This window comes from Thiopseudomonas acetoxidans (genome assembly GCF_030362935.1).
Lineage (GTDB): Bacteria > Pseudomonadota > Gammaproteobacteria > Pseudomonadales > Pseudomonadaceae > Thiopseudomonas > Thiopseudomonas acetoxidans.
Genome location: NZ_JAUCDY010000001.1, coordinates 309,169 through 331,216, shown reverse-complemented (window position 1 = coordinate 331,216; position 22,048 = coordinate 309,169). Strand labels below are relative to the sequence as shown.

Annotated in this window: 22 protein-coding genes and 1 tRNA gene; 12 read left to right on the top strand and 11 right to left on the bottom strand. The window is 48.4% G+C overall.

The features are described 5' to 3' along the window. Positions 1-95 precede the first annotated feature (95 nt). The 3 genes from QEZ41_RS01650 to QEZ41_RS01640 are packed head-to-tail and all read right to left on the bottom strand — an operon-like array spanning position 96 to position 2,391. Positions 96-1,415, bottom strand: coding sequence for an ATP-binding protein (locus QEZ41_RS01650; RefSeq protein WP_289409613.1), 1,320 nt, complete (start codon positions 1,413-1,415; stop codon positions 96-98). Then, the gene (locus QEZ41_RS01645; RefSeq protein ID WP_289409612.1) at positions 1,412-2,080 is read right to left on the bottom strand and encodes a response regulator transcription factor; all 669 of its coding nucleotides are present in this window, start codon (positions 2,078-2,080) and stop codon (positions 1,412-1,414) included. The genes QEZ41_RS01650 and QEZ41_RS01645 overlap by 4 nt, the downstream gene beginning before the upstream one ends. Beyond that, on the bottom strand, positions 2,080-2,391 hold the full coding sequence (locus tag QEZ41_RS01640; protein ID WP_289409611.1) for a PepSY domain-containing protein: 312 nt from the start codon (positions 2,389-2,391) through the stop codon (positions 2,080-2,082). Before QEZ41_RS01640 ends, QEZ41_RS01645 begins: the two co-directional genes overlap by 1 nt. 239 nt (positions 2,392-2,630) lie before the next feature. On the opposite strand from QEZ41_RS01640, the gene QEZ41_RS01635 reads away from it, so the two are divergent. The 5 genes from QEZ41_RS01635 to QEZ41_RS01615 all read left to right on the top strand — a co-directional run bounded on the left by QEZ41_RS01635 (position 2,631) and on the right by QEZ41_RS01615 (position 7,565). After that, positions 2,631-5,324: an intermembrane phospholipid transport YdbH family protein gene (locus QEZ41_RS01635; protein ID WP_289409610.1), complete on the top strand. Its 2,694-nt coding sequence runs from the start codon at positions 2,631-2,633 to the stop codon at positions 5,322-5,324. Positions 5,325-5,335: 11 nt separating this feature from the next. Then, positions 5,336-5,527 carry a YnbE family lipoprotein gene (locus QEZ41_RS01630; RefSeq protein WP_289409609.1) on the top strand — a complete coding sequence of 64 codons (192 nt, stop codon included), beginning with the start codon at positions 5,336-5,338 and terminating at the stop codon, positions 5,525-5,527. 10 nt (positions 5,528-5,537) lie between these two features. Then, entirely contained in the window at positions 5,538-5,885 is a 348-nt protein-coding gene (locus QEZ41_RS01625) for a YdbL family probable chaperone protein (RefSeq protein ID WP_289409608.1), read from the top strand. 80 nt (positions 5,886-5,965) lie between these two features. Continuing rightward, positions 5,966-6,042: transfer RNA gene (locus QEZ41_RS01620), tRNA-Pro, on the top strand. Between the two features lie 482 nt (positions 6,043-6,524). Next, a complete protein-coding gene (locus QEZ41_RS01615; RefSeq protein WP_289409607.1) occupies positions 6,525-7,565 on the top strand; it encodes a DUF475 domain-containing protein in 1,041 nt (346 codons plus the stop codon). Positions 7,566-7,893: 328 nt separating this feature from the next. On the opposite strand, the gene QEZ41_RS01610 is transcribed toward QEZ41_RS01615, so the two are convergent. The 6 genes from QEZ41_RS01610 to QEZ41_RS01585 all read right to left on the bottom strand — a co-directional run bounded on the left by QEZ41_RS01610 (position 7,894) and on the right by QEZ41_RS01585 (position 12,750). Next, positions 7,894-8,127: a hypothetical protein gene (locus tag QEZ41_RS01610; protein WP_289409606.1), complete on the bottom strand. Its 234-nt coding sequence runs from the start codon at positions 8,125-8,127 to the stop codon at positions 7,894-7,896. A 93-nt stretch (positions 8,128-8,220) separates the two neighbouring features. Continuing rightward, positions 8,221-9,867: a chaperonin GroEL gene (gene groL / locus QEZ41_RS01605; protein WP_289409605.1), complete on the bottom strand. Its 1,647-nt coding sequence runs from the start codon at positions 9,865-9,867 to the stop codon at positions 8,221-8,223. 46 nt (positions 9,868-9,913) lie between these two features. Next, complete coding sequence (locus tag QEZ41_RS01600) at positions 9,914-10,207, bottom strand: co-chaperone GroES (RefSeq protein ID WP_289409604.1); 294 nt, start codon at positions 10,205-10,207, stop codon at positions 9,914-9,916. Between the two features lie 188 nt (positions 10,208-10,395). Continuing rightward, entirely contained in the window at positions 10,396-10,848 is a 453-nt protein-coding gene (locus QEZ41_RS01595) for an FxsA family protein (protein WP_289409603.1), read from the bottom strand. A 36-nt stretch (positions 10,849-10,884) separates the two neighbouring features. Continuing rightward, entirely contained in the window at positions 10,885-12,390 is a 1,506-nt protein-coding gene (locus QEZ41_RS01590) for an AmpG family muropeptide MFS transporter (RefSeq protein ID WP_289409713.1), read from the bottom strand. Positions 12,391-12,414: 24 nt separating this feature from the next. Further along, positions 12,415-12,750, bottom strand: a complete 336-nt coding sequence (locus QEZ41_RS01585) for an MGMT family protein (protein ID WP_289409602.1) — start codon at positions 12,748-12,750, stop codon at positions 12,415-12,417. 96 nt (positions 12,751-12,846) lie between these two features. Between QEZ41_RS01585 and QEZ41_RS01580 the strand changes: the two genes are divergently transcribed. Together QEZ41_RS01580 and QEZ41_RS01575 are read left to right on the top strand one after the other, a co-directional pair. Then, entirely contained in the window at positions 12,847-13,857 is a 1,011-nt protein-coding gene (locus QEZ41_RS01580) for a DUF481 domain-containing protein (protein ID WP_289409601.1), read from the top strand. Between the two features lie 90 nt (positions 13,858-13,947). Then, the gene (locus tag QEZ41_RS01575) at positions 13,948-15,555 is read left to right on the top strand and encodes an NAD+ synthase (RefSeq protein ID WP_289409600.1); all 1,608 of its coding nucleotides are present in this window, start codon (positions 13,948-13,950) and stop codon (positions 15,553-15,555) included. Between the two features lie 26 nt (positions 15,556-15,581). Here QEZ41_RS01575 and lptG read toward each other — a convergent pair whose 3' ends face one another. Further along, positions 15,582-16,643 carry an LPS export ABC transporter permease LptG gene (gene lptG, locus QEZ41_RS01570; RefSeq protein WP_289409599.1) on the bottom strand — a complete coding sequence of 354 codons (1,062 nt, stop codon included), beginning with the start codon at positions 16,641-16,643 and terminating at the stop codon, positions 15,582-15,584. After that, positions 16,636-17,769, bottom strand: a complete 1,134-nt coding sequence (gene lptF / locus QEZ41_RS01565; protein WP_289409598.1) for an LPS export ABC transporter permease LptF — start codon at positions 17,767-17,769, stop codon at positions 16,636-16,638. The genes lptG and lptF overlap by 8 nt, the downstream gene beginning before the upstream one ends. Positions 17,770-17,944: 175 nt before the next feature. Here lptF and QEZ41_RS01560 point away from each other — a divergent pair, with 175 nt between their 5' ends. The 5 genes from QEZ41_RS01560 (at position 17,945) to purN (ending at position 22,036) form a co-directional block, all read left to right on the top strand. Continuing rightward, a complete protein-coding gene (locus QEZ41_RS01560) occupies positions 17,945-19,432 on the top strand; it encodes a leucyl aminopeptidase (RefSeq protein ID WP_289409597.1) in 1,488 nt (495 codons plus the stop codon). Then, entirely contained in the window at positions 19,429-19,845 is a 417-nt protein-coding gene (locus tag QEZ41_RS01555; protein ID WP_289409596.1) for a DNA polymerase III subunit chi, read from the top strand. Before QEZ41_RS01560 ends, QEZ41_RS01555 begins: the two co-directional genes overlap by 4 nt. Before the next feature lie 10 nt (positions 19,846-19,855). Next, positions 19,856-20,167 carry a hypothetical protein gene (locus QEZ41_RS01550; RefSeq protein ID WP_289409595.1) on the top strand — a complete coding sequence of 104 codons (312 nt, stop codon included), beginning with the start codon at positions 19,856-19,858 and terminating at the stop codon, positions 20,165-20,167. A gap of 148 nt (positions 20,168-20,315) precedes the next feature. Next, entirely contained in the window at positions 20,316-21,380 is a 1,065-nt protein-coding gene (purM, locus tag QEZ41_RS01545; protein WP_289409594.1) for a phosphoribosylformylglycinamidine cyclo-ligase, read from the top strand. Further along, positions 21,377-22,036, top strand: a complete 660-nt coding sequence (purN, locus tag QEZ41_RS01540; protein WP_289409593.1) for a phosphoribosylglycinamide formyltransferase — start codon at positions 21,377-21,379, stop codon at positions 22,034-22,036. Before purM ends, purN begins: the two co-directional genes overlap by 4 nt. Positions 22,037-22,048 lie beyond the last annotated feature (12 nt).

The following is a 22,048-nucleotide window of genomic DNA, read 5'->3' as shown; positions in this document are numbered from 1 at the left end:
TGGCTAATTCTAACATATAGAGCTATCAAAGTGCTTTTGTCTATAATCAGGTTGGTCTAATAAAGCGTTAATCGTGCTTGTTTAGCGCGCAAAGCTCAGGGCAAACGCAAACACAGAGTGACACGCAACCCACCCAGTGAGCTTTCATTCAACGTTAGTGTGCCGGCTAGCGCATCAACAATATCACGCACAATTCCCAAGCCAAGCCCATGTCCCTGCACCTGTTCATCTAAACGCGTCCCGCGCTGTTGCACCTGTTCACGCCGTTGCAGCTCGATGCCGGGGCCATCATCATCCACGTGAATTACAATGTACGGTCCTTGCTGGGTGATCTGCAGCTGCACTTTACTGCGCGCCCATTTGCCGGCGTTATCCAGCACATTACCTAGCATTTCCAACATATCATCCCGCTCCCAGGGCAGCTTGAGCTGAGCCGGAGCTTGCCAAGAAAACTGCAGTCGCTCGCCATGTATCGTACTCATAAGCTGGATAAGACTGGGCAACTCCTGCTCACAGTCGAAATAAGCACCGGGCAAAGCCTCACCTGACAGGCGTGCGCGCGCCATTTCACGACTAATGCGCTGCTCAATTTGTTGTAAATGCTCGGTCAAGCTAGCTAATAATTCCGGATATGCCTGTAACTCAGGTCGAGCTAACAGACTGGTCAGCACTGCCAAAGGCGTTTTCAATGCATGCCCCAAATTGCCCACTGCATTGCGTGAGCGTTTCAGCCTTTTTTCCGTATGTACTAATAGGCGGTTAACCTGCTCAACCAATGGCTGGATTTCTTCTGGCACCTGCTGCTCAAGTCGTGCTCGCTGACCTGACTGCAACTGCAATAATTGTTGGCGCGCATTTTCCAGCGGCTTAAGCGCTTTTCTAACTAGCCAACGCTGCCCCAACAACACCATCAGCAGCACCACAAAACCCAATGCGACCCCTATCAGTTGCGCCCGTCGAAAGCTGGCTAAAATCGGGCTGTAATCCTGCGCAACCGTGACTCTAATTTTGCTATCGGCGTAGCGATACTCACCGGTATACAGTAAAAGCTGCTGCCCCAATGGGCCGGGTATAAGCCCTTGGGCAAATGACTCCTGCGGCAAAGGTAATAACTGAAAATCCCATAACGAGCGCGAGCGCCAGCGTGTGCCTTCGAGTTCGATAACAAAATAATGTCCCGAAAAAGGCTGTAAAAAAACCGCATCATGATGCCGTTCATTGACTATTAATTGATCGTCCTCATCTCTGATAAGTGAGGCCAGCAGGTTTCGCGACTGCACCTGTAGCCGTTGCTGGCTGTAATTACGCACGCCATGCTCAAGCAACCAAAAGCTTGTCTGCACCACCAGCAACCCCGCTAGCAACAAAATAGCGGTCAAACCTAGCGTCAACTGGCGGCTGATTGAACGCCTCATTCAGGGGCTCCCGTAAAGAGATAGCCCTGCCCACGGCGCGTTTCAATACAGCTTTTTCCCAGTTTGCGCCGTAGATGACTGACATGCACCTCCAACACATTGGAATCCGGCTCCAATTCACCGGCATAAAGATGCTCTTCTAAATGCCCTTTCGACAGCAACTTGCCGGCATGCAACATAAAATAACGCAGCAAACTAAACTCAGCTGCCGTAAGGATTATTTCCTTTCCTTGCTGCACTGCTACTTGACGCTCCTCATCAAGCTGCAAATCTGCCACTTGGATTTTAGTCTGGTTGGAAAAACCATGACTGCGTCGCAACAAGGCTTGAACACGTAAAAACAGTTCTTCCTGATGGAAAGGCTTGGTTAAATAATCATCGGCTCCCGCCTTTAAGCCATCCACGCGCTCACTCCATGAGCTACGCGCCGTTAGAATTAATACCGGCGTAGTAATCTGATTAGCCCGCCATTCTTGCAACACTTCCATGCCTGATTTACCCGGCAAGCCCAAATCCAAGATAATCAAATCATAAGGCTCAACCGCTCCTTGCACCGCTGCATCACGCCCATCAACCAACCAGTCTACTGCGTAGCCCAGCTGCTTAAGCCCGGCACACAAATCATCCGCCAAAGCCACATTATCTTCCACCAAGAGCAAGCGCATTAATCATCCTCTTCATCTTTCAACAACTCGCCACTCTGCGCATCATATCTAAGCTTGCGCACCTCTTTAGCTGGAGTTAACAACTCTACTTTATAAACAAAACGACCGTGCTTTTGTTTGAGTTTAACTTCGAGTAAATGCGACTGCGGATAGCGTTTATCAGCATCATTAAGCAGCGTTTGAAAGCTTAAAATTTGCCCTGACTGACTCAGCCTTAACGCCTCATCATGATCCAGCTTGGAAGATGCACTCGCCGTAACCAGCCACATACTTAAAAGCAGGGTTAGCAGATTTATACTGTATTTAATCATCAGGCTCTCGTTCTCATCCAATCTTTTGCACACCACTATGTGCTGGGGAATTTAACAGTTTAGGCTTAAGCCAAGCTGAAGCAACCTCGTATTGGCGCTAAACTTTTAGGCGCTAGCGACATCACAAAGCTGTCGATTGAAGCGGTATAGCCCAAAAATTTACGCTGCAACAGAAGTTATCCAGGGGTTACTCGACTAAATCCCTTATACTCTAGGCACACTCACTCGGGCATTTGAGTATGTTATTTTTTTCTGCACTTAAAAAATACACCCACCACGTCCGCTGGGCAAAATGGTTGCTTGGCGGCGTGCTGGCGTTTGTTTTAATTATTTGTCTTGCCATCTTCACCCTGCCCTACAGCCTGCCATATCTGCTGGCCAAACAAGATATCCAGCTGCACTTTGAGCAACCTCGCTGGCAGCTTAGTGGTTTTAGCGCCGCACGTGCCGTTGCGTACTACCAAGAGCAGCATATTGAAATCGAGCAACTACAACTTAGCTGGAATTGGCTCACACCCAGCCTTGAGCTGGTTAGCGCATACAAGCTCAGCGGCTTAATTAACCCAGACAGCTTTAGCGAACAGGACAGTCCGCAACCCGACAACACCCCCGAGCTAACCCCTTACCTAAGCCTGCTGCCTAAAAATCTACATATTGAACACATCGACCTCAGCATCAGCAATCTTGGCGTGCTAACCGGTCAACTCAACCTAACCGCCAACCACAGCCAAAAACTGTGGCAACCTGACCAACTCGACGCCAATCTCAGTATCGAGCAGCTGCAAGGTGACTGGCTTGAGAGTATCGACCCTCTCTATCAGCCTGAACGCATCACGTTGCGCACCCAAAGCTTGGCAAACAGCAACGAAAACAGCGCTATCCAAGTACTCGCGGTTGAGCTGCACAGTGAAGGCACAGCACAGGCGCGTTTGAATGGCACACTGACACTCGACACCAGTGGCGAGCAATGGCGTGGGCAACTGGAACAGGGGGAGCTGCAGCTCAGCCTACCTAACTGGCACTTCAATGAATTCCAAGCGCAACACATCACAGCGCGCATCGAACAAGCCAGCCTAGTCGCACAGCAAGATACTCTTGCCCAACTGCAACTGCATGTCCCCATCCAAGCCAGCATCAAACAGCTACAACACCCTGAGTTACACCCACAGGACTGGCAACTAGAAGGGCTCATCAGCGGCACCCTGGACGAACTAAGCGCGCACATGCAATTAAACGGCAGTCATGGGATTAAGTTCACCAGCCAAACCACCTGGCACCAGCAACAACTAAACGCCAGTCTTGAGCTAGCCAGTCTTAATTTGCAGCGCAACAATCCACTGGCGAAAACTCTGACCGCATGGCCCAAAAACTACCAAATCAGTCAAGGTCGCTACCACACTAAACTGGATTTTCACTACGCCAATCAACGCGCAACAGGCCAGCTTTTAGCCAGCGCCGACAATATCTCTGCCGCTTATGCGGGTCATAAAATCAAAGGACTGACCCTAAAACTCAGCGCTGAAAGCTCACTTGAGCACGCAGCAGATTGGGCTAGCTGGAACGCCACGCTCAACAATACTGGGCTCAGTTTTGTCATGGACAGCTACCAACATGACAGCACGCTGCTGGAACAGCTTGCTGGCGGACTGATTCTGCAAGCAGAGGTAAATGAGAAAGATATGCACCTGTGGCTACGGCAGCCAGCGACCATCACCAGCCAAAAAAACCGACTCATCAATGATTTAAGCAGCAAAAGCTTTAGCACCAAACTGCAACGCTTCGACATCCAGGGCGCGCACAGCACGCTGTCGCAATTAACGCTAAACGCCCGTTTGGATGCAGAACTAAACAGCCTAAAAAGCAATGCATTAAAACCGCAGAACTGGATGCTCGACGCCAACCTAACCGGCACCTTAGAGCAGTTTAAAGCGAACGCACAGCTGCACTCTGAGCATGGTTTTAAGCTGGATAATCAGCTGCAAGGCAACCTCGACAAATTTAACCTGCACAGCCAGCTACAAGAAATTAATTTTGCCGAGCACAACCCTATTCAAAAAACGTTACGCGACTGGCCAGAGCTCTTGGATTTACAGCGCGGCAAAACCAGCTACCAACTAAAGCTAAACTACCGCAGCAATGCTCCCTTAACCGCCACGTTCTCTAGCACTGCTGAGCATCTTAATGGCATCTATAACAGCAGCGAACTAACCGATGTAAACGTTGAATTAAACGCCAAACTTAACGGCGACAAACTAAGCGTGCAGCTGCCGGTATTTTCAATCAAGCAAATCAACCCCGGCGTCCCGCTAAGCAACATCAACATTAATAGCGCCAGTTTTAATGCCAACTTCAACGATCCAGCTAGCGGCACACTTGCTTGGCAGAGTATTTTCGCGCAACTGCTCAATGGCAATCTTTACGCTGACCAACACAGTATCCAGCTCAACCAAGACAGCCCGGTACTGATCGATATCCAAGGCTTAGAACTCCAGCAGCTTATGAAGGTCTATCCCACTGACGGATTGGCGGGTAACGGTACCATCGATGGGCAAATCCCACTTATTGTAAACCTTAATGGCGTGCGTATAGATAAAGGCAAGCTAGAGGCGCGCAACCCAGGCACACTCAGGTTTCGCTCAGCAGAATTACAGTCGATGGCAAAGAACAATCCCGCACTCGACCTGCTGAATCAGGCGCTGGATGACTTCCACTTCCAAGTCTTAAAAAGCGATCTAAACTTTGATAAAGATGGTAAGCTAATTTTACATATACGCCTTGAAGGCAGTAATCCACAGTTTGAAAACGGTCGCCCCATCCATTTTAATTTCAACTTAGAGCAAAACCTGTACGCCCTTTTAGCCAGTATTCAGCTAAATAACCATGTCAGTGACTTAATTATTAAACGCATTCGCCAGCGAGCAGAAAAAAAGTAAACTAGGTACTAATGATGAAAATACGCATACTTCTCATAGCAATGCTAGCCAGCCTAATGATGGCCTGTACACCCACAGTAAAAGTGGCTATGCCAAACGAACCCATCAATATCAATCTAAACGCCAAGATTGAGCATCAAATTTACATTAAAGTCGACAAAGCACTAGATGATCTGTTCGACGAAAACGACGATCTATTCTAAGGAGCCTTGCATGTCTATTCGCCGCATACTTTTTTCTGCATTACTAGCAAGCGTTCTTTTCAATAGCAGTGTTTTCGCTATGGATAGAGACACCCTGCGCCAAAAATACGCCGAAGCCAAACAAAGTGGCCTTATCGGTGAGCGCCAGGATGGCTACCTTGGCATCATCAAAAACCAAGGCGACGCTGCAATCATCGTGGAACGCATTAACAACTTCCGCAAAAAACGCTATCAAGAAGTGTCCAAAGAAAGCAGCTTGCCTCTGAGCGAAGTCGAAATGCGCGCTGGACAGCGGCTTTACGAAAAAGCAGAGCCGGGTAGTTTTATTCTTATAAATGGCAAGTGGGTTAAAAAATAAGTTTTATCTCAAACAACCTTCCACTTTTCATAGACTTAAGGTATAGTCTGCAGCGTTTCGGGCCAAGGCTCAAAACACGTCGGGGCGTAGCGCAGCCCGGTAGCGCACTTGCATGGGGTGCAAGGGGTCGAGTGTTCGAATCACTCCGTCCCGACCAATAAAATCATTGACTTAGGCCACTTTTCAAAGGTGGCCTTTTTCATTTCTGGAGCCTGGGCACTAAATGGGTACTAAATCTTTTTTAGTTTAAGCAGACCAACCAACAGCATGACACGGAAACGGTTAAGTGCAGTTCAAAGCATTTTGTGTACCCCATAACCGGCAAACAGCTTGGCTAACGAACAGGCATAAAAAAGCCCCGCATATTAGCAGGGCTACATTTGCTGCCTTCCTAATCAAGTGCTAGGCATCAGGCCAAAACTTGGCCTCTAGTGAACCTTTGCCACCATAGAGGCGGCTAATTAATGCCTCCTTGTCGTTACGGTGCTACTGTAACGTGGGTGCTGTTGCATTGCGTTTCTGTGCTCGTTTGTTTTGAATCAATGCCGCTGACCTGATCCATTGCAGCCCTCCACTTCGCGCACAGCTCAGATGCTTTGGTGAACCGACATTAGCCTTGAGTAATCAGACAGGATAGCCATGAGACATTTTTATTTGGATTTTATTTTAACCGCTATCGCCCTAATGGTGGCAGCGTGGTGGGGATATTCACACAGCGGTATGGGCGGGATGATATCTGCGCTATCGATTACCGCTATTTTGGCCGTTATGGAAATCTCGCTATCGTTTGATAACGCAGTGGTTAACGCCTCGGTACTCAAGAACTGGGACAAGTTCTGGAAAATGATCTTCTTAACCGTTGGTATCTTAATCGCTGTATTTGGAATGCGTTTAGTCTTTCCAATTGTTATTGTTGCCGTTACCGCAGACCTCGGCATGATGGAAGTGGTTAACTTGGCATTAAATGACCCAAAAGAATACTCGGCAAAACTTTTAGAGCATCACGCTGAGATTTCAGCCTTCGGTAGTATGTTCTTATTGCTAGTGTTCTTAAATTTCTTGTTTGATGAAAAAGAAGTGCGTTGGTTTAGTTGGCTTGAAAGCCGCTTGGTAAAAATCGGCCAAGTAAAGACTATGAGTGTATTTGTGGCGCTCGCAATCTTAATGTTCTCTCTAACATGGGTGCCTGATGTACAGGCTCCTGCGGTATTGATTGCAGGCATTTGGGGTGTCTTAATCTACTTAGGAGTGCAAATCGTATCGAGCATGCTTGAAAGTAGTGGCACGGGCACAGCAACAGGAAGTGCCATTTTGAAAGGTGGTATCGCTGGCTTCCTATATCTTGAAGTGCTAGATGCTTCATTCAGTTTTGATGGCGTGATTGGTGCATTTGCAATCACTAATGACGTCATCATTATCATGCTAGGACTAGCGATTGGTGCTATGTTCGTGCGTTCTATGACCATTTTCTTGGTGGAAAAAGGCACGCTTGATGAATTTATCTACCTTGAGCACGGTGCGCATTATGCGATTGGTGCATTAGCTATTATTATGCTGTTATCGATGAAATTCCATGTGCCAGAATTAGTGACCGGTCTTATTGGTATCGCTTTCATTGGTTGGGCTTTACTCTCATCACTTAAGCACCGTAAGCATGAAGCTAAAAACATTATCACTTAATATTTAAGTGGCTCTTCGCATTTAAAGGTGTAGAAAAAATCTGGCCAGCTGGAAAAATGTCGGAAAATGTAAGCTCCTACAAGAGCTGTGCCAAGCGACCGACTGCGTGCAAACCGCTTTGTTTTACTGTGGGACTGCGGGACTGTGGGACTGTGGGACTGTGGGAGCGCATCTTATGCGCGATGAGAACCCTGCCGAGCTTAGCTGCACCTATAGGTCGCCCCTTTAGGGCGACATGCCAGCCTGAAGGCATGATCTACATGGACAACCACCAATAAAAAGCAACTGTTTCAGCTGTTTGCAGATGAGCACCACCTTGAAGTTGCCGTTAAGGAAAAGGCCCCATGCGTACCAACAACGGCTTTCGTCCGTACCAGCAGGCATGCAAGGATTCCAGTCCAAACAACAAAAACCCCAGCCCGCCCAGCAGCTGTAACCAGTCATCTTCGGGATAATAGGACAGCGCTACAAAACCGATCACAGTGAACACCACTCCCAATAGCAAACCCACTATGCACATGAGTCTTGATGCCGGCTCTTTACTTTTGGTTGGTTTTTTCAACGATGACGCCCCTGTCTTAACCGTTTTATTCAGTATATAAAAAAACCGCGCCAGTTACCTGACGCGGTTTTTATACTCAAGTAGCGGGGGTGATTACATCATACCCATGCCGCCCATACCGCCCATGCCGCCCATATCAGGCATTGCAGGTGCAGCAGAGTCGTCTTTCACTTCGGCAATCATTGCTTCTGTGGTGATCATCAAGCCTGCAATAGATGCAGCCGCCTGCAGCGCAGATCGGGTTACTTTAGCTGGATCAAGGATACCCATAGCGATCATGTCGCCATATTCACCACTGGCAGCGTTATAACCGTAGTTACCTTCGCCTTGCTTAACCTTATCAACCACAACGCTTGCTTCTTCACCAGAGTTGGTAACGATTTGACGCAGTGGCGATTCAACCGCACGACGTAACAATGCAATACCTACGTTCTGGTCTTCGTTGTCGCCTTTCAGCTCAGAGATAGCCAACAGCGCACGAATCAGTGCAACACCACCACCAGGTACCACGCCTTCTTCAACCGCAGCACGGGTTGCGTGCAGGGCATCTTCAACGCGAGCTTTCTTCTCTTTCATTTCAACTTCAGTTGCAGCACCGACTTTAATTACTGCCACACCGCCCGCCAGTTTAGCCAGACGCTCTTGCAGTTTTTCTTTGTCGTAGTCAGAAGTCGTGTCATCAATTTGCTTACGGATTTGTGCAACACGTGCATCAATATCCGCTGCCTGACCTGCACCATCAATAATGGTGGTTTCGTCTTTATTGATCAGCACGCGCTTAGCGTTACCTAAGTGCTCCAAAGTAGTGGTGTCTAAGCTCAGACCTACTTCCTCTGAAATGACTGTACCGCCAGTCAAAATAGCCAGATCTTGCAACATGGATTTACGGCGATCACCGAAACCCGGTGCCTTAACCGCAGCTACTTTAACAATGCCGCGCATGTTGTTTACAACCAAGGTCGCTAAGGCTTCGCCTTCAACGTCTTCAGCAACAATCAACAGCGGACGACCTGCTTTAGCAACCGCTTCCAGTACTGGTAGCAGCTCACGGATGTTGGTGATTTTCTTATCAACCAACAACAGGAGTGGCTCTTCTAGTTCAGCCACCATAGTGTCCGGCTTGTTGATGAAATAAGGCGACAGGTAGCCGCGGTCAAACTGCATACCTTCCACTACGGTCAGCTCGTTTTCTAAACCGGAACCTTCTTCAACAGTGATAACGCCTTCTTTACCGACTTTTTCCATTGCTTCAGCAATGATGTCGCCGATAGAGCTGTCGGAGTTAGCTGAAATAGTACCCACCTGAGCAATAGCTTTAGAATCAGCACATGGCTTAGCCAGCTCTTTAAGCTGTGCAACAATAGCAGTGGTAGCCTTGTCGATACCGCGCTTAAGATCCATAGGGTTCATGCCCGCTGCTACTGCTTTCAAGCCTTCGTTAACGATAGCTTGCGCTAATACTGTAGCGGTAGTGGTACCGTCACCGGCTTCATCGTTCGCTTTAGAAGCGACGTCTTTAACCAGCTGTGCACCCATGTTTTCAAAACGGTCTTTAAGTTCGATTTCTTTAGCAACAGATACACCGTCTTTAGTGATCATTGGTGCGCCATAGCTGCGCTCCAATACAACATGACGGCCCTTTGGACCTAAGGTTGCTTTTACCGCATCAGCCAGTACATTTACACCAGCGAGCATTTTTTTGCGGCCAGAATCACCGAATTTTACTTCTTTTGCAGCCATGAATAATTACCTCAAATTTATTTCGTTAATGCATTGAAAAGATAAATTAACCTTCGACCACGGCGAGGATTTCACTCTCACTCATCACGAGCAGATCTTCACCGCCAACTTTTACGGTGTTGCTGCCGGAATAGGGTCCAAAAACCACCTTATCACCCACTTTAACAGCCAAAGCACGTACTTCACCGTTATCCAAAACGCGACCCGTGCCTACAGCAACGATTTCACCTTGGTTAGGTTTTTCAGCAGCAGAACCAGGCAGTACAATGCCGCCAGCGGTTTTGGTTTCTTCTTCACTACGGCGGATTACCACGCGATCATGTAGAGGACGAAGCTTCATTGTAGATCTCTCCTAATGGATTATTAAATTAACCAATGCTCAGCATTGGCAGCTTTAGAAAGTGCTAGCTACTTGAATTTAAGCAGCTAGGACATAAAAAATTAAGCATTACGTTTCTCGAAATGCACAGAGAAGTTACTGTATTTGCTATATGGGGGCGCTTGAAAAGCTTTCAAGGGAGAGAACACTTATTTTGTTTCATCATCGCGGCGCTGATACTCACCCTCGATGACTGTTGGACGGTCAGGGCGCTTGCTGCGTGGGGTGTGAGATGGACGAGTAAACTCGCGGGGGCGGTAGTTTTTGTGCATGGCTTTAATTAACCACTGTTTGGTAAACGGCAACAAAAAGATAAAGCCAACAGCATCCGTCACTAGTCCAGGAATAATCAACAACACACCTGCAATCACCCACAGCACACCCGTTAGCATTTCGGTGTCAGGAATCTCGCCGCGCGCCATACGCTCTCGCACAGCCCAAGCCGTAGCCACTCCAGCATATCGAATACACATACCGCCCAATATTCCGGTGGCCACGATCCACAGCACCAGAGTGAGCGCACCCACCTCTGAACCAACCTGGATCAGTAGGTAAATTTCCACTAGCGGCAATAATAAAAACATCCAAGCAAATATACGCATACAGTTTTGGCAACTCGTTATTTAGTCAAAAAATACTTATTTACGCCGGTCTAAGCGCCACTGCCAAACAATCAAAATTACCGTTGGCACACCCAGCAAAGCGGTTAAATAAAAGAAATTTTCGTAACCTAGCTTGTCAACCATTACGCCAGAATACCCACCTATCAAACGCGGTAGCAACAACATAATGGAACTCAGTAAAGCGTACTGACTGGCAGAAAACTTTAAATTCGTCAGACTGGACAGATACGCAACAAAAGCGGCAGTGGCAAGACCGGCACTAAAATTATCGCACGAAATCGTCACCATCAGCATCGGCATGTGCGCGCCCATATCGGTCAACATGGCGAACATTATATTGGTTGCCGCAGACGCAATTCCACCGAGCAAAAGTATCGGCATAATGCCAAAACGCATAATCAATACGCCGCCAGCACCCGCCCCAAATAAGGTCATAATCAAACCAAAAACCTTACTCACGCTAGCGATTTGATCCTTGCTAAAACCTTGGTCAATATAAAAAACATTCGCCATCACGCCCATCACGGTATCGGACATGCGGTAGGTGGCAACCAAACCCAGCAGCAACAACGCCTGCCAACGGTAACGCGCAATAAAATCATTTACCGGCGTTAACACTGGCGTTAGTCCACGTCGACCTATAGGTGACAAGCACAGCACGGTAATAATGCTATATAGCAGTGCACGCAAGAAAGCGCGGTCGGTAAAAAACAAATCGGCTAGATTTTGCTGACCCGAAATCAGCAACTGAAAGTTGGTGTTGTAATACTGTGTTGCCATGGCTGGCACGGAAACCAGCAATACAATCAGAACAATGACCGAACTCAGCTGATGCATCAAAGCATATTGTGCTCTAGTACCATCTGTGCCGATTTCAACCTTAGGCTCGCGCATCCACAGCGTGGTCAGCAAGCCCGGCAGCATTAACAAAGCAAATAACAAATAGGTGCTGGCCCAGGCTGAATGTCTGTATTGCAAACCGCTGGAGCCAAACCATTCAGCAAAATACAACGCCCCTGCCGTCGCTAGCAATGCCGCCACTCGATAACCCGTCATGTAGCTTGCAGCCAAAGCGGCTTGCTGTTTATCTTCAGCAATTTCAAGGCGGTAGGCGTCGATAGAAATATCTTGCGTGGCAGAAGCGAAAGCCACTAACACCGCCAGCGCGATAAGGGTTGCCAAATGCGTTTGCGGGTTACTAAACGCCATCCCTGCCAAGCCCAAAGCAACCAACAATTGCGACAATACCAGCCAAGAACGGCGGCGCCCTAGAAAGCCCAACAGCGGCAGCCGCCACTGGTCCAGCAAGGGAGACCAAACCCATTTAAATGCATACGCCAAACCAATCAAGCTTGCAAAGCCGATGGTTTCGCGCGCAACACCCGCTTCACGCAACCATACTGACAGTGTAGAGAACACCAGCATGTACGGTAGTCCTGCAGCAAAACCTAGCAATAACAAAGCTAATGATGCCGGTGTTGCGTAAGCCTTTAGCGCCTCGCGCCAGCCATTAGCAGTAATTGACAATTTTGTTTCTCATAATTGCTAGATGCTCACTCCATCAAAAGCGCGCCATTTATATAAATGTAAGGATACGCGCCCATCCACTACATTTACACCTTCGGCACGTAAACGTTGAATTTGTTCAATCCACACCTCGCTACCTTCAGGCACACTTAATCGCCCAGTATGATTAAGCACCCGATGCCAAGGTAGATTTGTACCCTCTGGTAATTTTTTAAGCTGACTACCGACCCACCGTGCAGCTCGCCCAAGTCCAGCCAGCTTTGCCAGCTGTCCATAGGTTACCACTTTTCCTTCTGGCACCTGCGATAATGCGCCATACAGCGCGTGGCGTCTTTGCTCTGCGGTATCAAACATATCAATTGCTTTTCTAGATAAATTCTGCAAAATACGCTGCCTCAGGTAACCCTGAACATCATCTTAACGCATTCATTTTGCTAACCGGTCAAACCAATGCAAGCTCTCGTTCGTTTAATTGTTTCTGCCACGCTTATGCTGAGCTGCTCCGTTTGGGCAGACAACTTACTGCTTAAAAACGGTGACCGCCTAACCGGCGAGGTCATACTGATAGATGCCGGTAAATTACTACTAAAAACCACCTATGCCGGCACTATTAGTATAGATACTCGCAAAATCTCCAGCATTGAAACAACCAAGCAACTGCTGATTAAAGAGCAGCGCTTCAGTGAACCAGTTAACGCTCGCCTGCAACCAGCCAAGCCGGGCAAGACAATCATTAGCCATTCTAATGATCGCAGCGTTGTGATTGCTGATATTTACCAAGCGCTGCCCGTGACTGAAAGCAAGCTTACCCAAGATCTGCTGTGGACGGGCAGTATACATCTGTCTGCCGATTTCAAGCGCAAAGAAAGCAGTTCTGATAGCTATGACATTGATGCGAAAACCAAGCTACGTCACGGACATTGGCGTCATAACGCCGAGCTTGAGTACGATTACGAGATCAAAGACGACAACAAAAAAACCGACCAGCTGATGGCCAGCTATGCGCTGGATCGATTCATTTCCGAGCGTTGGTTCTGGCAAGGCAAGTATAAATTCAATCACGATCGGCTAGAAGACCTAACCAAACAACACACCTATGGCACAGGCCCGGGTTTTCAGTTTTGGGATAACGAGCTTGGCTCACTTTCGCTGGCTGGACTGATCAACCACAGTATTTTCCAATACAAAGATGGCCATAAAGAACGCTTTAACTCATCGACTCTATCTTGGGATTACCAACGCTTTTTCTTAACCAGAACCCTAGAGTTTTTTAACAAAGGCGAGTTGGCTGTACCTTTTACCAACGAGGTTGATTACGTGCTGGATGCTGAAACAGGCTTGCGTTATAAATTAAATAGCTGGGCATCCTTAAGTTTAAAAGCCGAGTGGGAAAAAATACGCAGCAAGTACGGTGACGTCAATAACCGCCGATACTTGATGGGTGTTGGCGTAACTTGGTAGCACGCTCTTTGCCTGTTTACGGTATGGGTTGCTACCTGCACAACGTCTTTTGCTAGAATAACTGCAGACGCAACTACAACGAGCCCGCTCATGCCAGCCAATTTCTGTTTTTTGATCGCACAGATACCTAGCCAGCTAGGTGATATCCAATCCAACTTGAACCACATCAAACAGCAGTTGCAGCTAGGCAAACAGCAGCAGGTAGATTTGGTGGTGTTTTCGGAAATGGCCTTAACTGGCTACGCCCTGCAAGATCAGTTGTTTTATCCTACTCTCGAGCAACAGCTACAACCAGCCATTAAGCAGCTGTGCGAGCTAAGCACAATCTGTCCATTTATTGTGGGCATGCCTTTGTTTAGTCAAGGCGATATTTTCAACGGCTGTGCTTTTTTCAATCAAGGTCAGCTGCAGTGGCAGTATGCCAAGCAGTTTTTGACACAGGATCAAATCTTTGATGAGGCGCGTTATTTCACTCCGGGCAACAATCAGCCCACGTTAACGTTTCGCGGCATCAGGATCGCACTTGCCCTCGGTGATGAGCCGAGCCAGCCAGATTTTCTTAACCAGCTTACCCAACAGCCAGATGTTTTGCTGAACTTAAGTGCCGACCTTTTTTACCTTAATCGCACCCAGGAGCGTGAGCAAACCCTCGCCAAAGCAGCACAGCAACTGGGTTGTCCGCTTGTCTTTATTAATACAGTCGGCGCGCAGGACGAGTGGATCTACGCCGGTCAAAGCTCGGTTTTAAACGCCCAAGGACAATTACTGCAACGCGCAGCAGCCTTTGTTTGCGACACGCTAGAGTTTAATTTAGCTGAGCAACAGCAGCCGCTAAACAACCACCTACTCAGCGAGGAAGCTTTGGTTTATCAGGCGCTGGTAACCAGCCTGCGTGGGTATGTAGCCAGTTGCGGTTTTAAAGGAGTACTGCTTGGCTTGTCCGGGGGGATTGATTCAGCGCTGGTACTCGCCATTGCCGTTGATGCTCTGGGTGCAGATAAGGTTACGGCGGTAATGATGCCCTACCATTACACCGCACAAATCAGCCAAGATGACGCCGCTGAGCAAGCCAACTGCATGGGTGTGACTTACCACATATTGCCAATTATCGATATTGTGCAGCAATTCAGCCAACAATTAGAGCCTGTATTAAATCAGTGGCCAGCCAGCGCACAGGATACGACCGAGCAAAACCTGCAAGCCCGCAGCCGCGGTAGTTTGCTGATGGCTTTGTCCAACCGCAGCGGGGCTCTGCTGTTAACCACCAGCAATAAAAGTGAAATGGCAGTGGGTTATTGCACGCTTTATGGTGATATGGCAGGTGGTTTTGCGCCACTCAAAGATGTACCCAAAACACTGGTGTATCGCTTGGCACACTACCGCAACAGCCTATCAGCGGTGATACCTGAGCGCGTCATCACTCGCCCGCCAACAGCCGAGCTTGCGCCAGACCAGAGCGACACCGACAACTTGCCGCCTTATCCCGTGCTGGATGAGATCATTCGCTTGTACGTGGAAGAAAACCAATCAAGCGCGCAGATTATTGCCCAAGGTTTTGACGTTGCTACTGTGAATCGCATTGTGCGCTTAATTAATTTAAGCGAATACAAGAGACGTCAGGCTGCCATGGGTCCCAAAATAACCAAACGCGGTTTTGGGCGCGAGCGCAGAATGCCTGTAGCCATTAAACCCTGCTGATGTTTAGATAGGTAGGTTTACAAACTCTAGCCCGCTCGACGCAGCAGCCACAGGCCAATAAAAGCGCAAATCCCCGCCGGTAAAAGCACCGCCAGCAGTGGAGGGAAGTTAAATACCATGCTGGCGGGTCCCAACAGGTCTTGTACTATTTTAAAGACAAAACCCACCACCACGCCGGTAAACACACGCTGCCCCAAAGTCACTGAGCGCAAGGGGCCAAAAACAAAAGAAATCGCCATCAACACCAGCATAGCTGTAACCACGGGTTGCAAAACCTTACTCCAGAATGCCAGCAAGTAATTCTTAGCGTTAAGCCCTTGTTCTGATAAGTAACGGGTATAACTCCATAGCCCTGTAATAGGCAATGCATCCGGATCCATCACCACCGTGTTCAACAATTCTGGCTTTAGCGCCACATCCCACTGTTCTTTTTCAGCCTGATTAACGCTTGAGCTACGCGCCTCTAGATGGGTATAAACAATATCCTCTAACAGCCAAGTTCCTTCTTGAAACGAGGCTTGGCGCGCAAAACTGACTACCTGCAGCTGTCGCTGCTCATTGAACTTATAGCGCGTAACTCCCAACAACAGACCGTTTGGCTGAACGGTGTTGATGTGGATATATTCTTGCCCTTGTCGATGCCACAAACCATGTTTAGAGCTTTGCGCTTTTCCAGCAGACTGAGCCATGGAGCGATGTGCTTGCGCCATGCTTTCGGTCCATGGCGCGACATACTCAGCTATCGCCAGCCCGATCACCATGAGTAACAGCAACGGCTGCATCACCGACCAGACAATACGCATCAATGACACCCCCGCTGCGCGCATCACTGTCAGCTCACTGTTGGACGCCAAGGAACCCAGCCCCACCAAGCAGCCAATAAGTGCCGACATGGGCAACACATCGTAAATACGTCTAGGTGCCGTCAAGCCGACATAGATGAGCGCATCTTTTAGCGTGTAACCGTCCTGCAAATCACTTAGCTGATCAATAAAGGCAAACAAGAGCGCCAGCCCACTAATCACGCCCAACACGGCAAGAATAGCCACTAACACAGCGTTACCCACATAGCGATCTAACTTATGCATGGGCGACATCCTTAGCGGTTACGCTACGCCATTTAGATAGCCTGTAACGTAACCTCTCCCAATACAGCAGAACAACACCCACGCATAAAAACAATGCATGTACAGGCCACATACCCACAGCATTGGATACGCGCCCTTTATCGAGCGCATCGCGCATTGCAATTAATAAAGCCAAGTACGCCATATACAGAAAAATAGCAGGTAACAGCTTTAAAAAACGGCCTTGACGAGGGTTCACCTTGGCTAAGGGCACTGCTATCAAAGTCACCACAAAAGCGAGCAAGGGTATGGCTATGCGCCAGTGCATTTCTGTTTTAAATCTCTGATGCGTGCCAGCCATTAGTTCTGTTGTCGACATCGCCTCGCGATCACTCACAGTTAAACCAACAGAAGGCTTGGGCAGCAAAACAGCGTAGGTATCGTACTTAACCACGCGATAATCAGCCTGACCCGGCTGACCGTCATAACGATAGCCATCTTCAAGCACTAAATAACGACTGCCATCACTGTGTAAAACCTGTTGACCCGACTTGGCAATCAGCACGCTAATCTTTTTGTTATCCACGGTTTTGGATTTTGCACCAACCTGTGTTTCAGTAACAAAAACACCCTGCAGCTGCTCACGATCACTGCTGACTTCTTCAACATAGGTCACCCTCCCGCCCTCTTTCATAGACTGAAAGCGTCCCGGCACTAGCGTGTCGAATTCAGTTAAAGCATCCTGCTCATGCAAAATAGTTTCTACCTGCCTCATACCATAGGGCGTTAGGTAAAAACTTAAAAAAGCCAACACAACGGCTACCAATAAAGCAGGTGCGCTGGTGTAGGCAAAGATACGTTGCTGGCTTACGCCTGAGGCATTTAAAACAGTGATTTCACTTTCCAAATACAAACGCCCGTAGGCCAACAAAACGCCCAAGAACAAACCCAAAGGTAAAATAAGCTGTAAAAACCCCGGTATTCTATAGGCCATAATTAATAGCAAGGCGCTGGGATCGAGCAAGCCCTGAGCAGCCTGAGCCATATATTTGATAAAGCGACCACTCATGATAATAACCAACAACACAGCGCTAACCGCACTCAAAGTCAGTAGTACTTCACGCGTTAAATAACGAAAAATTATCAAACAAAACTCCAGCAAACCTGCTTTAAAATGCAGCCCTTAACAAAACTTGCCTATAACAGTAGGATTAATCTAAGCTGTAAGCACAATACCTACTTCCTATCAATGCGCGCAGAAGCACCCTTTATGGCGCGTATTATCCTTTATATTATTCTCTTTGTCTTGAGGAACATTAAGCATGCATTTTTCTGTTACCCACGAATCCGTTGCTACTCTGAGCACTGGTACGCTGATTTTCGCCCTTGACGAAAGCTTAGAGCTTAGTGCTAGCGCATTGCAGCTCGACAAGGCCAGTAATGGTGCCCTGCAAGCAGCACTACAAAACGGTGACATTCAAGGTAAAGCAGGACAAAGCTTACTGATCCGTCAGCCAGCAGGCATTGCGGCGCAACGTATTTTACTGATTGGTATTGGCAAAGAAAAACAATTATCCGACAAAGCTTTACGCAAAACCGTCGCTGCAATCACCAACCAACTCAAGCCCTTAAATGCCGAGCAAGCCACACTGGCGCTCGACAGCATTCAAGCAAAGGAACACAGCAATGCCAATACGGCCCGCCTAATTGCGCAGTGCTTTGCTGATAACCTCTATGTTTTCGATCAGTTTAAAAGTGAGAAATCCACACCCATTGAACTGAAAAATATTGAGTTTTTAACCACCGCTGATGAAGTTGAAGCCGTTCATGAGGCTTGCCAGCACGCAGAAGCCTTTGCCAGCGGCATGAACCTCACCCGCGACTTAGGCAATTTACCCCCTAATATTTGCCAGCCTAGTTATCTGGCCGAACAAGCCCGCACCATGGCGCAGCAACATAACCAGCTGGTCGTTGAAGTACTAGAAGAAGAGCAACTTAAAGAACTTGGCGCTAACGCGCTGCTGGCGGTGGCCAAGGGTAGCGAGCAGCCACCACGACTTATTGTACTGAATTACCAAGGCGCTAATGCCGATGACCAACCCTATGTATTGGTCGGTAAGGGAATTACATTTGATTCCGGCGGTATTAGCTTAAAACCCGGTGCCGGCATGGATGAAATGAAATACGACATGTGCGGCGCGGCCACTGTGCTTGGCGTGTTTGCCAGCCTGCTCGAACTCAAGTTGCCTATCAATGTGATTGGCGTGCTGACGTGCGCAGAAAACATGCCCAGCGGCGGTGCTACACGTCCGGGCGACATCATCACCACCATGAGCGGCCAAACCGTTGAAATCCTCAACACCGATGCCGAAGGCCGCTTAGTGCTGTGCGATGCGCTCACTTACGTTAAGCGTTTCAATCCCAAAAGCGTGATTAACATTGCTACTTTAACGGGCGCTTGTATTGTTGCCTTGGGCAGTCAAACCAGCGGTCTGATGGGTAATAATCAAGAGTTAGTGGATGCCTTACTCAAGGCCAGTCAAACAGCCAGCGATGCAGCATGGCAACTGCCTTTATTTGATGACTACCAAGAACAGCTCGACAGCCCCTTTGCCGATATGGCGAATATCGGCGGCCCAAAGGCGGGTACTATTACCGCGGGCTGTTTCTTGTCGCGTTTTACCAAGGATTACCCTTGGGCACACCTCGACATCGCCGGTACAGCTTGGATTAGTGGCGGTAAAGATAAAGGCGCAACAGGCCGTCCAGTTCCGTTACTGCTGCAGTACCTCTTGGATCAGCGCGCGTGAGAATAGATTTTTACGTCAGCCCCAGCGACCAGCTGCAGGAGCGCCTTGTGCTCGTCTGCCAGCTGGCAGCTAAAGCATGGCAGGCGCAATTAAGCACCTTTATCCGTTGCTGTGATCTAGCCCAGGCGCAGCAACTGGATGAGCTGTTATGGTCATTTCGTTCAGCATCTTTTCTGCCGCACAATCTTTACCAAGACAATCCGCAAGCTCCTATTGTGTTGGCTGTCGATGAGCAGCCTGTAGATAATGATGTGGTTTTTATCAACCTAGCTATGCAAATCCCATCGCCCATACATCACTTTAACCGTATTATCGAAATTGTTTGCCAAGCACCGGAAATACTGCAAAAAAGCCGAGAAAACTTTATGCAGTATCGTCAGCTAGGCTACCAACCACAACGGGTCGAGCTTTGAGGTTTTTTCTATGCGTAAACCAGCAAGCAGTACACAAGCCCAGGATTTACTGGATGATCTGACACGACTACACCAGCAGTTAACGGGGGAGAAAATGTTTGACTCCGTGCCTCTTCTGGAAGACATTATCAGCGCGCCACAACCAGACTCACTCAGTTTCGAACAGCAGTTATTGATACACAGTGCTGAAAAAATCCTCCCTGAAATCATCCAAGATTTCACCCCGCTCATTGCGCAAGAATTGAGCCGCAGACTGCAGCAAGAATTGCGCAGGGCCGTTGCAGAGCGGTATGCTAACGTTAAAAAGAACTCGCCTCGCTAAACGCTGTACCGCTAATCCAAGGTCCCGCTTACATTGCCCATTGATTTTTTGCAGCACAGCCTGTTCAGGATAGCCTTTAACATAGCCGCAACAGCATAAGCCTGATAAAATCCCCCCTCCCTACTACCTGTTCTGCAAAGGTTTATTCATGAGCACGCAAAAACCCTCTATTAGCTACAAGGATGCTGGTGTTGATATTGACGCCGGTGAAGCCCTTGTTCAACGCATCAAACATGTTGCCAAGCGCACCGCACGCCCTGAAGTTTTGGGTGGTTTGGGTGGTTTTGGCGCGCTCTGTGAAATCCCTGAAGGTTACCGCCAGCCTGTATTAGTGTCAGGCACAGACGGTGTGGGCACCAAGTTACGCTTAGCGATTGACCTTAACCGCCACGATAAAATCGGTATCGACTTGGTCGCTATGTGCGTCAATGATCTGGTTGTGTGCGGTGCTGAGCCATTGTTTTTCCTAGACTATTACGCGACCGGCAAGCTCAATATCGATGTGGCCGCTGATGTTGTTACCGGCATTGGTGCAGGCTGTGAAATGGCAGGTTGCGCGCTCGTTGGCGGTGAAACCGCTGAAATGCCTGGCATGTACACGGGCGAAGATTATGATTTGGCTGGCTTTTGTGTCGGTGTCGTTGAGAAATCTGAAATCATTGATGGCTCCAAAGTAGCGGCAGGTGATGTCCTTATCGCCCTACCATCTTCTGGTCCACACTCCAATGGTTATTCATTGATTCGCAAGATCATTGAAGTCGCTGGTGCAGACATCAACAGCACATTGATTGAAGGCCAACCACTGGCTGAACACCTGCTGGCACCCACCCGTATTTATGTCAAACCAGTGCTCAAATTAATTAAAGAAACCGGCAAGGTTAAAGCTATTTCCCACATTACGGGTGGTGGGTTGCTAGAAAACATTCCACGCGTATTGCCAGAAAACGCACAAGCAGTGGTGGATGTGGCTAGCTGGAAACGCCCTGCCGTTTTTGACTGGTTACAGCAACAGGGCAATGTTGATGAAGTAGAAATGCATCGCGTACTTAACTGCGGCGTGGGCATGATTATTTGTGTTGGTGCTGAAGATGAGCAAAGCGTGCTAGAGCACTTACGCGCATCGGGTGAGCATCCTTGGCGCATCGGTCATATCCAAGCCGCCAAAGCAGACGCCACAGCCATTGTATTGAACAACCTAAAACAGCATCTATGAGTGCAAAGAATACCTGCTCGGTCGTTGTATTAATTTCCGGATCGGGCAGTAACTTACAAGCCTTGCTGAATCATTTTCAAGACAATGAATCAGTCACCATCAGCGCAGTAATCAGCAATAAAGCGGATGCCTTTGGTTTACAACGCGCCGCACGCGCTGGGGTGCCCACGCAGGTATTGTCGCACCGTGATTATTCAGACCGCTTAGCGTTTGACCAAGCATTAATCCAAGTTATCGACCAGTACCAGCCTGATTTGGTGGTGCTGGCTGGGTTTATGCGTATTCTCACGCCAGAGTTTACCCAGCACTACCAGCAGCGTTTAATGAATATCCACCCCTCGCTATTACCTAAATACAAAGGACTGGATACCCATCAACGCGTACTGGAAGCAGGCGACACAGAGCACGGTTGCAGCGTTCACTTTGTTACCGAACACCTAGACGGCGGCCCTGTGATTATTCAAGCCAGTATCGCTATCGAAGCCGATGATAACGTTGACAGTCTAGCGCAAAAGATCCATCAGCTTGAACACCAAATCTACCCGCTTGCCGTGCAGTGGTTTGCTGAAGGACGCCTGCAACTTGCCAATAATACCGTTGTCTTAGATGGGCACGTTTTATCCAACACCGGCTACCCATTTAATCCATCCAGCTAAAACCGAGGTGCT

Excerpts from the sequence above, each read along its gene's own strand:
- QEZ41_RS01650 (WP_289409613.1), bottom strand. The coding sequence starts at position 1,415 with ATGAGGCGTTCAATCAGCCGCCAGTTGACGCTAGGTTTGACCGCTATT.
- QEZ41_RS01645 (WP_289409612.1), bottom strand. The coding sequence starts at position 2,080 with ATGCGCTTGCTCTTGGTGGAAGATAATGTGGCTTTGGCGGATGATTTG.
- QEZ41_RS01640 (WP_289409611.1), bottom strand. The coding sequence starts at position 2,391 with ATGATTAAATACAGTATAAATCTGCTAACCCTGCTTTTAAGTATGTGG.
- QEZ41_RS01635 (WP_289409610.1), top strand. The coding sequence starts at position 2,631 with ATGTTATTTTTTTCTGCACTTAAAAAATACACCCACCACGTCCGCTGG.
- QEZ41_RS01630 (WP_289409609.1), top strand. The coding sequence starts at position 5,336 with ATGATGAAAATACGCATACTTCTCATAGCAATGCTAGCCAGCCTAATG.
- QEZ41_RS01625 (WP_289409608.1), top strand. The coding sequence starts at position 5,538 with ATGTCTATTCGCCGCATACTTTTTTCTGCATTACTAGCAAGCGTTCTT.
- QEZ41_RS01615 (WP_289409607.1), top strand. The coding sequence starts at position 6,525 with ATGAGACATTTTTATTTGGATTTTATTTTAACCGCTATCGCCCTAATG.
- groL (WP_289409605.1), bottom strand. The coding sequence starts at position 9,867 with ATGGCTGCAAAAGAAGTAAAATTCGGTGATTCTGGCCGCAAAAAAATG.
- QEZ41_RS01600 (WP_289409604.1), bottom strand. The coding sequence starts at position 10,207 with ATGAAGCTTCGTCCTCTACATGATCGCGTGGTAATCCGCCGTAGTGAA.
- QEZ41_RS01595 (WP_289409603.1), bottom strand. The coding sequence starts at position 10,848 with ATGCGTATATTTGCTTGGATGTTTTTATTATTGCCGCTAGTGGAAATT.
- QEZ41_RS01585 (WP_289409602.1), bottom strand. The coding sequence starts at position 12,750 with ATGTTTGATACCGCAGAGCAAAGACGCCACGCGCTGTATGGCGCATTA.
- QEZ41_RS01580 (WP_289409601.1), top strand. The coding sequence starts at position 12,847 with ATGCAAGCTCTCGTTCGTTTAATTGTTTCTGCCACGCTTATGCTGAGC.
- QEZ41_RS01575 (WP_289409600.1), top strand. The coding sequence starts at position 13,948 with ATGCCAGCCAATTTCTGTTTTTTGATCGCACAGATACCTAGCCAGCTA.
- lptG (WP_289409599.1), bottom strand. The coding sequence starts at position 16,643 with ATGCATAAGTTAGATCGCTATGTGGGTAACGCTGTGTTAGTGGCTATT.
- QEZ41_RS01560 (WP_289409597.1), top strand. The coding sequence starts at position 17,945 with ATGCATTTTTCTGTTACCCACGAATCCGTTGCTACTCTGAGCACTGGT.
- QEZ41_RS01550 (WP_289409595.1), top strand. The coding sequence starts at position 19,856 with ATGCGTAAACCAGCAAGCAGTACACAAGCCCAGGATTTACTGGATGAT.
- purM (WP_289409594.1), top strand. The coding sequence starts at position 20,316 with ATGAGCACGCAAAAACCCTCTATTAGCTACAAGGATGCTGGTGTTGAT.
- purN (WP_289409593.1), top strand. The coding sequence starts at position 21,377 with ATGAGTGCAAAGAATACCTGCTCGGTCGTTGTATTAATTTCCGGATCG.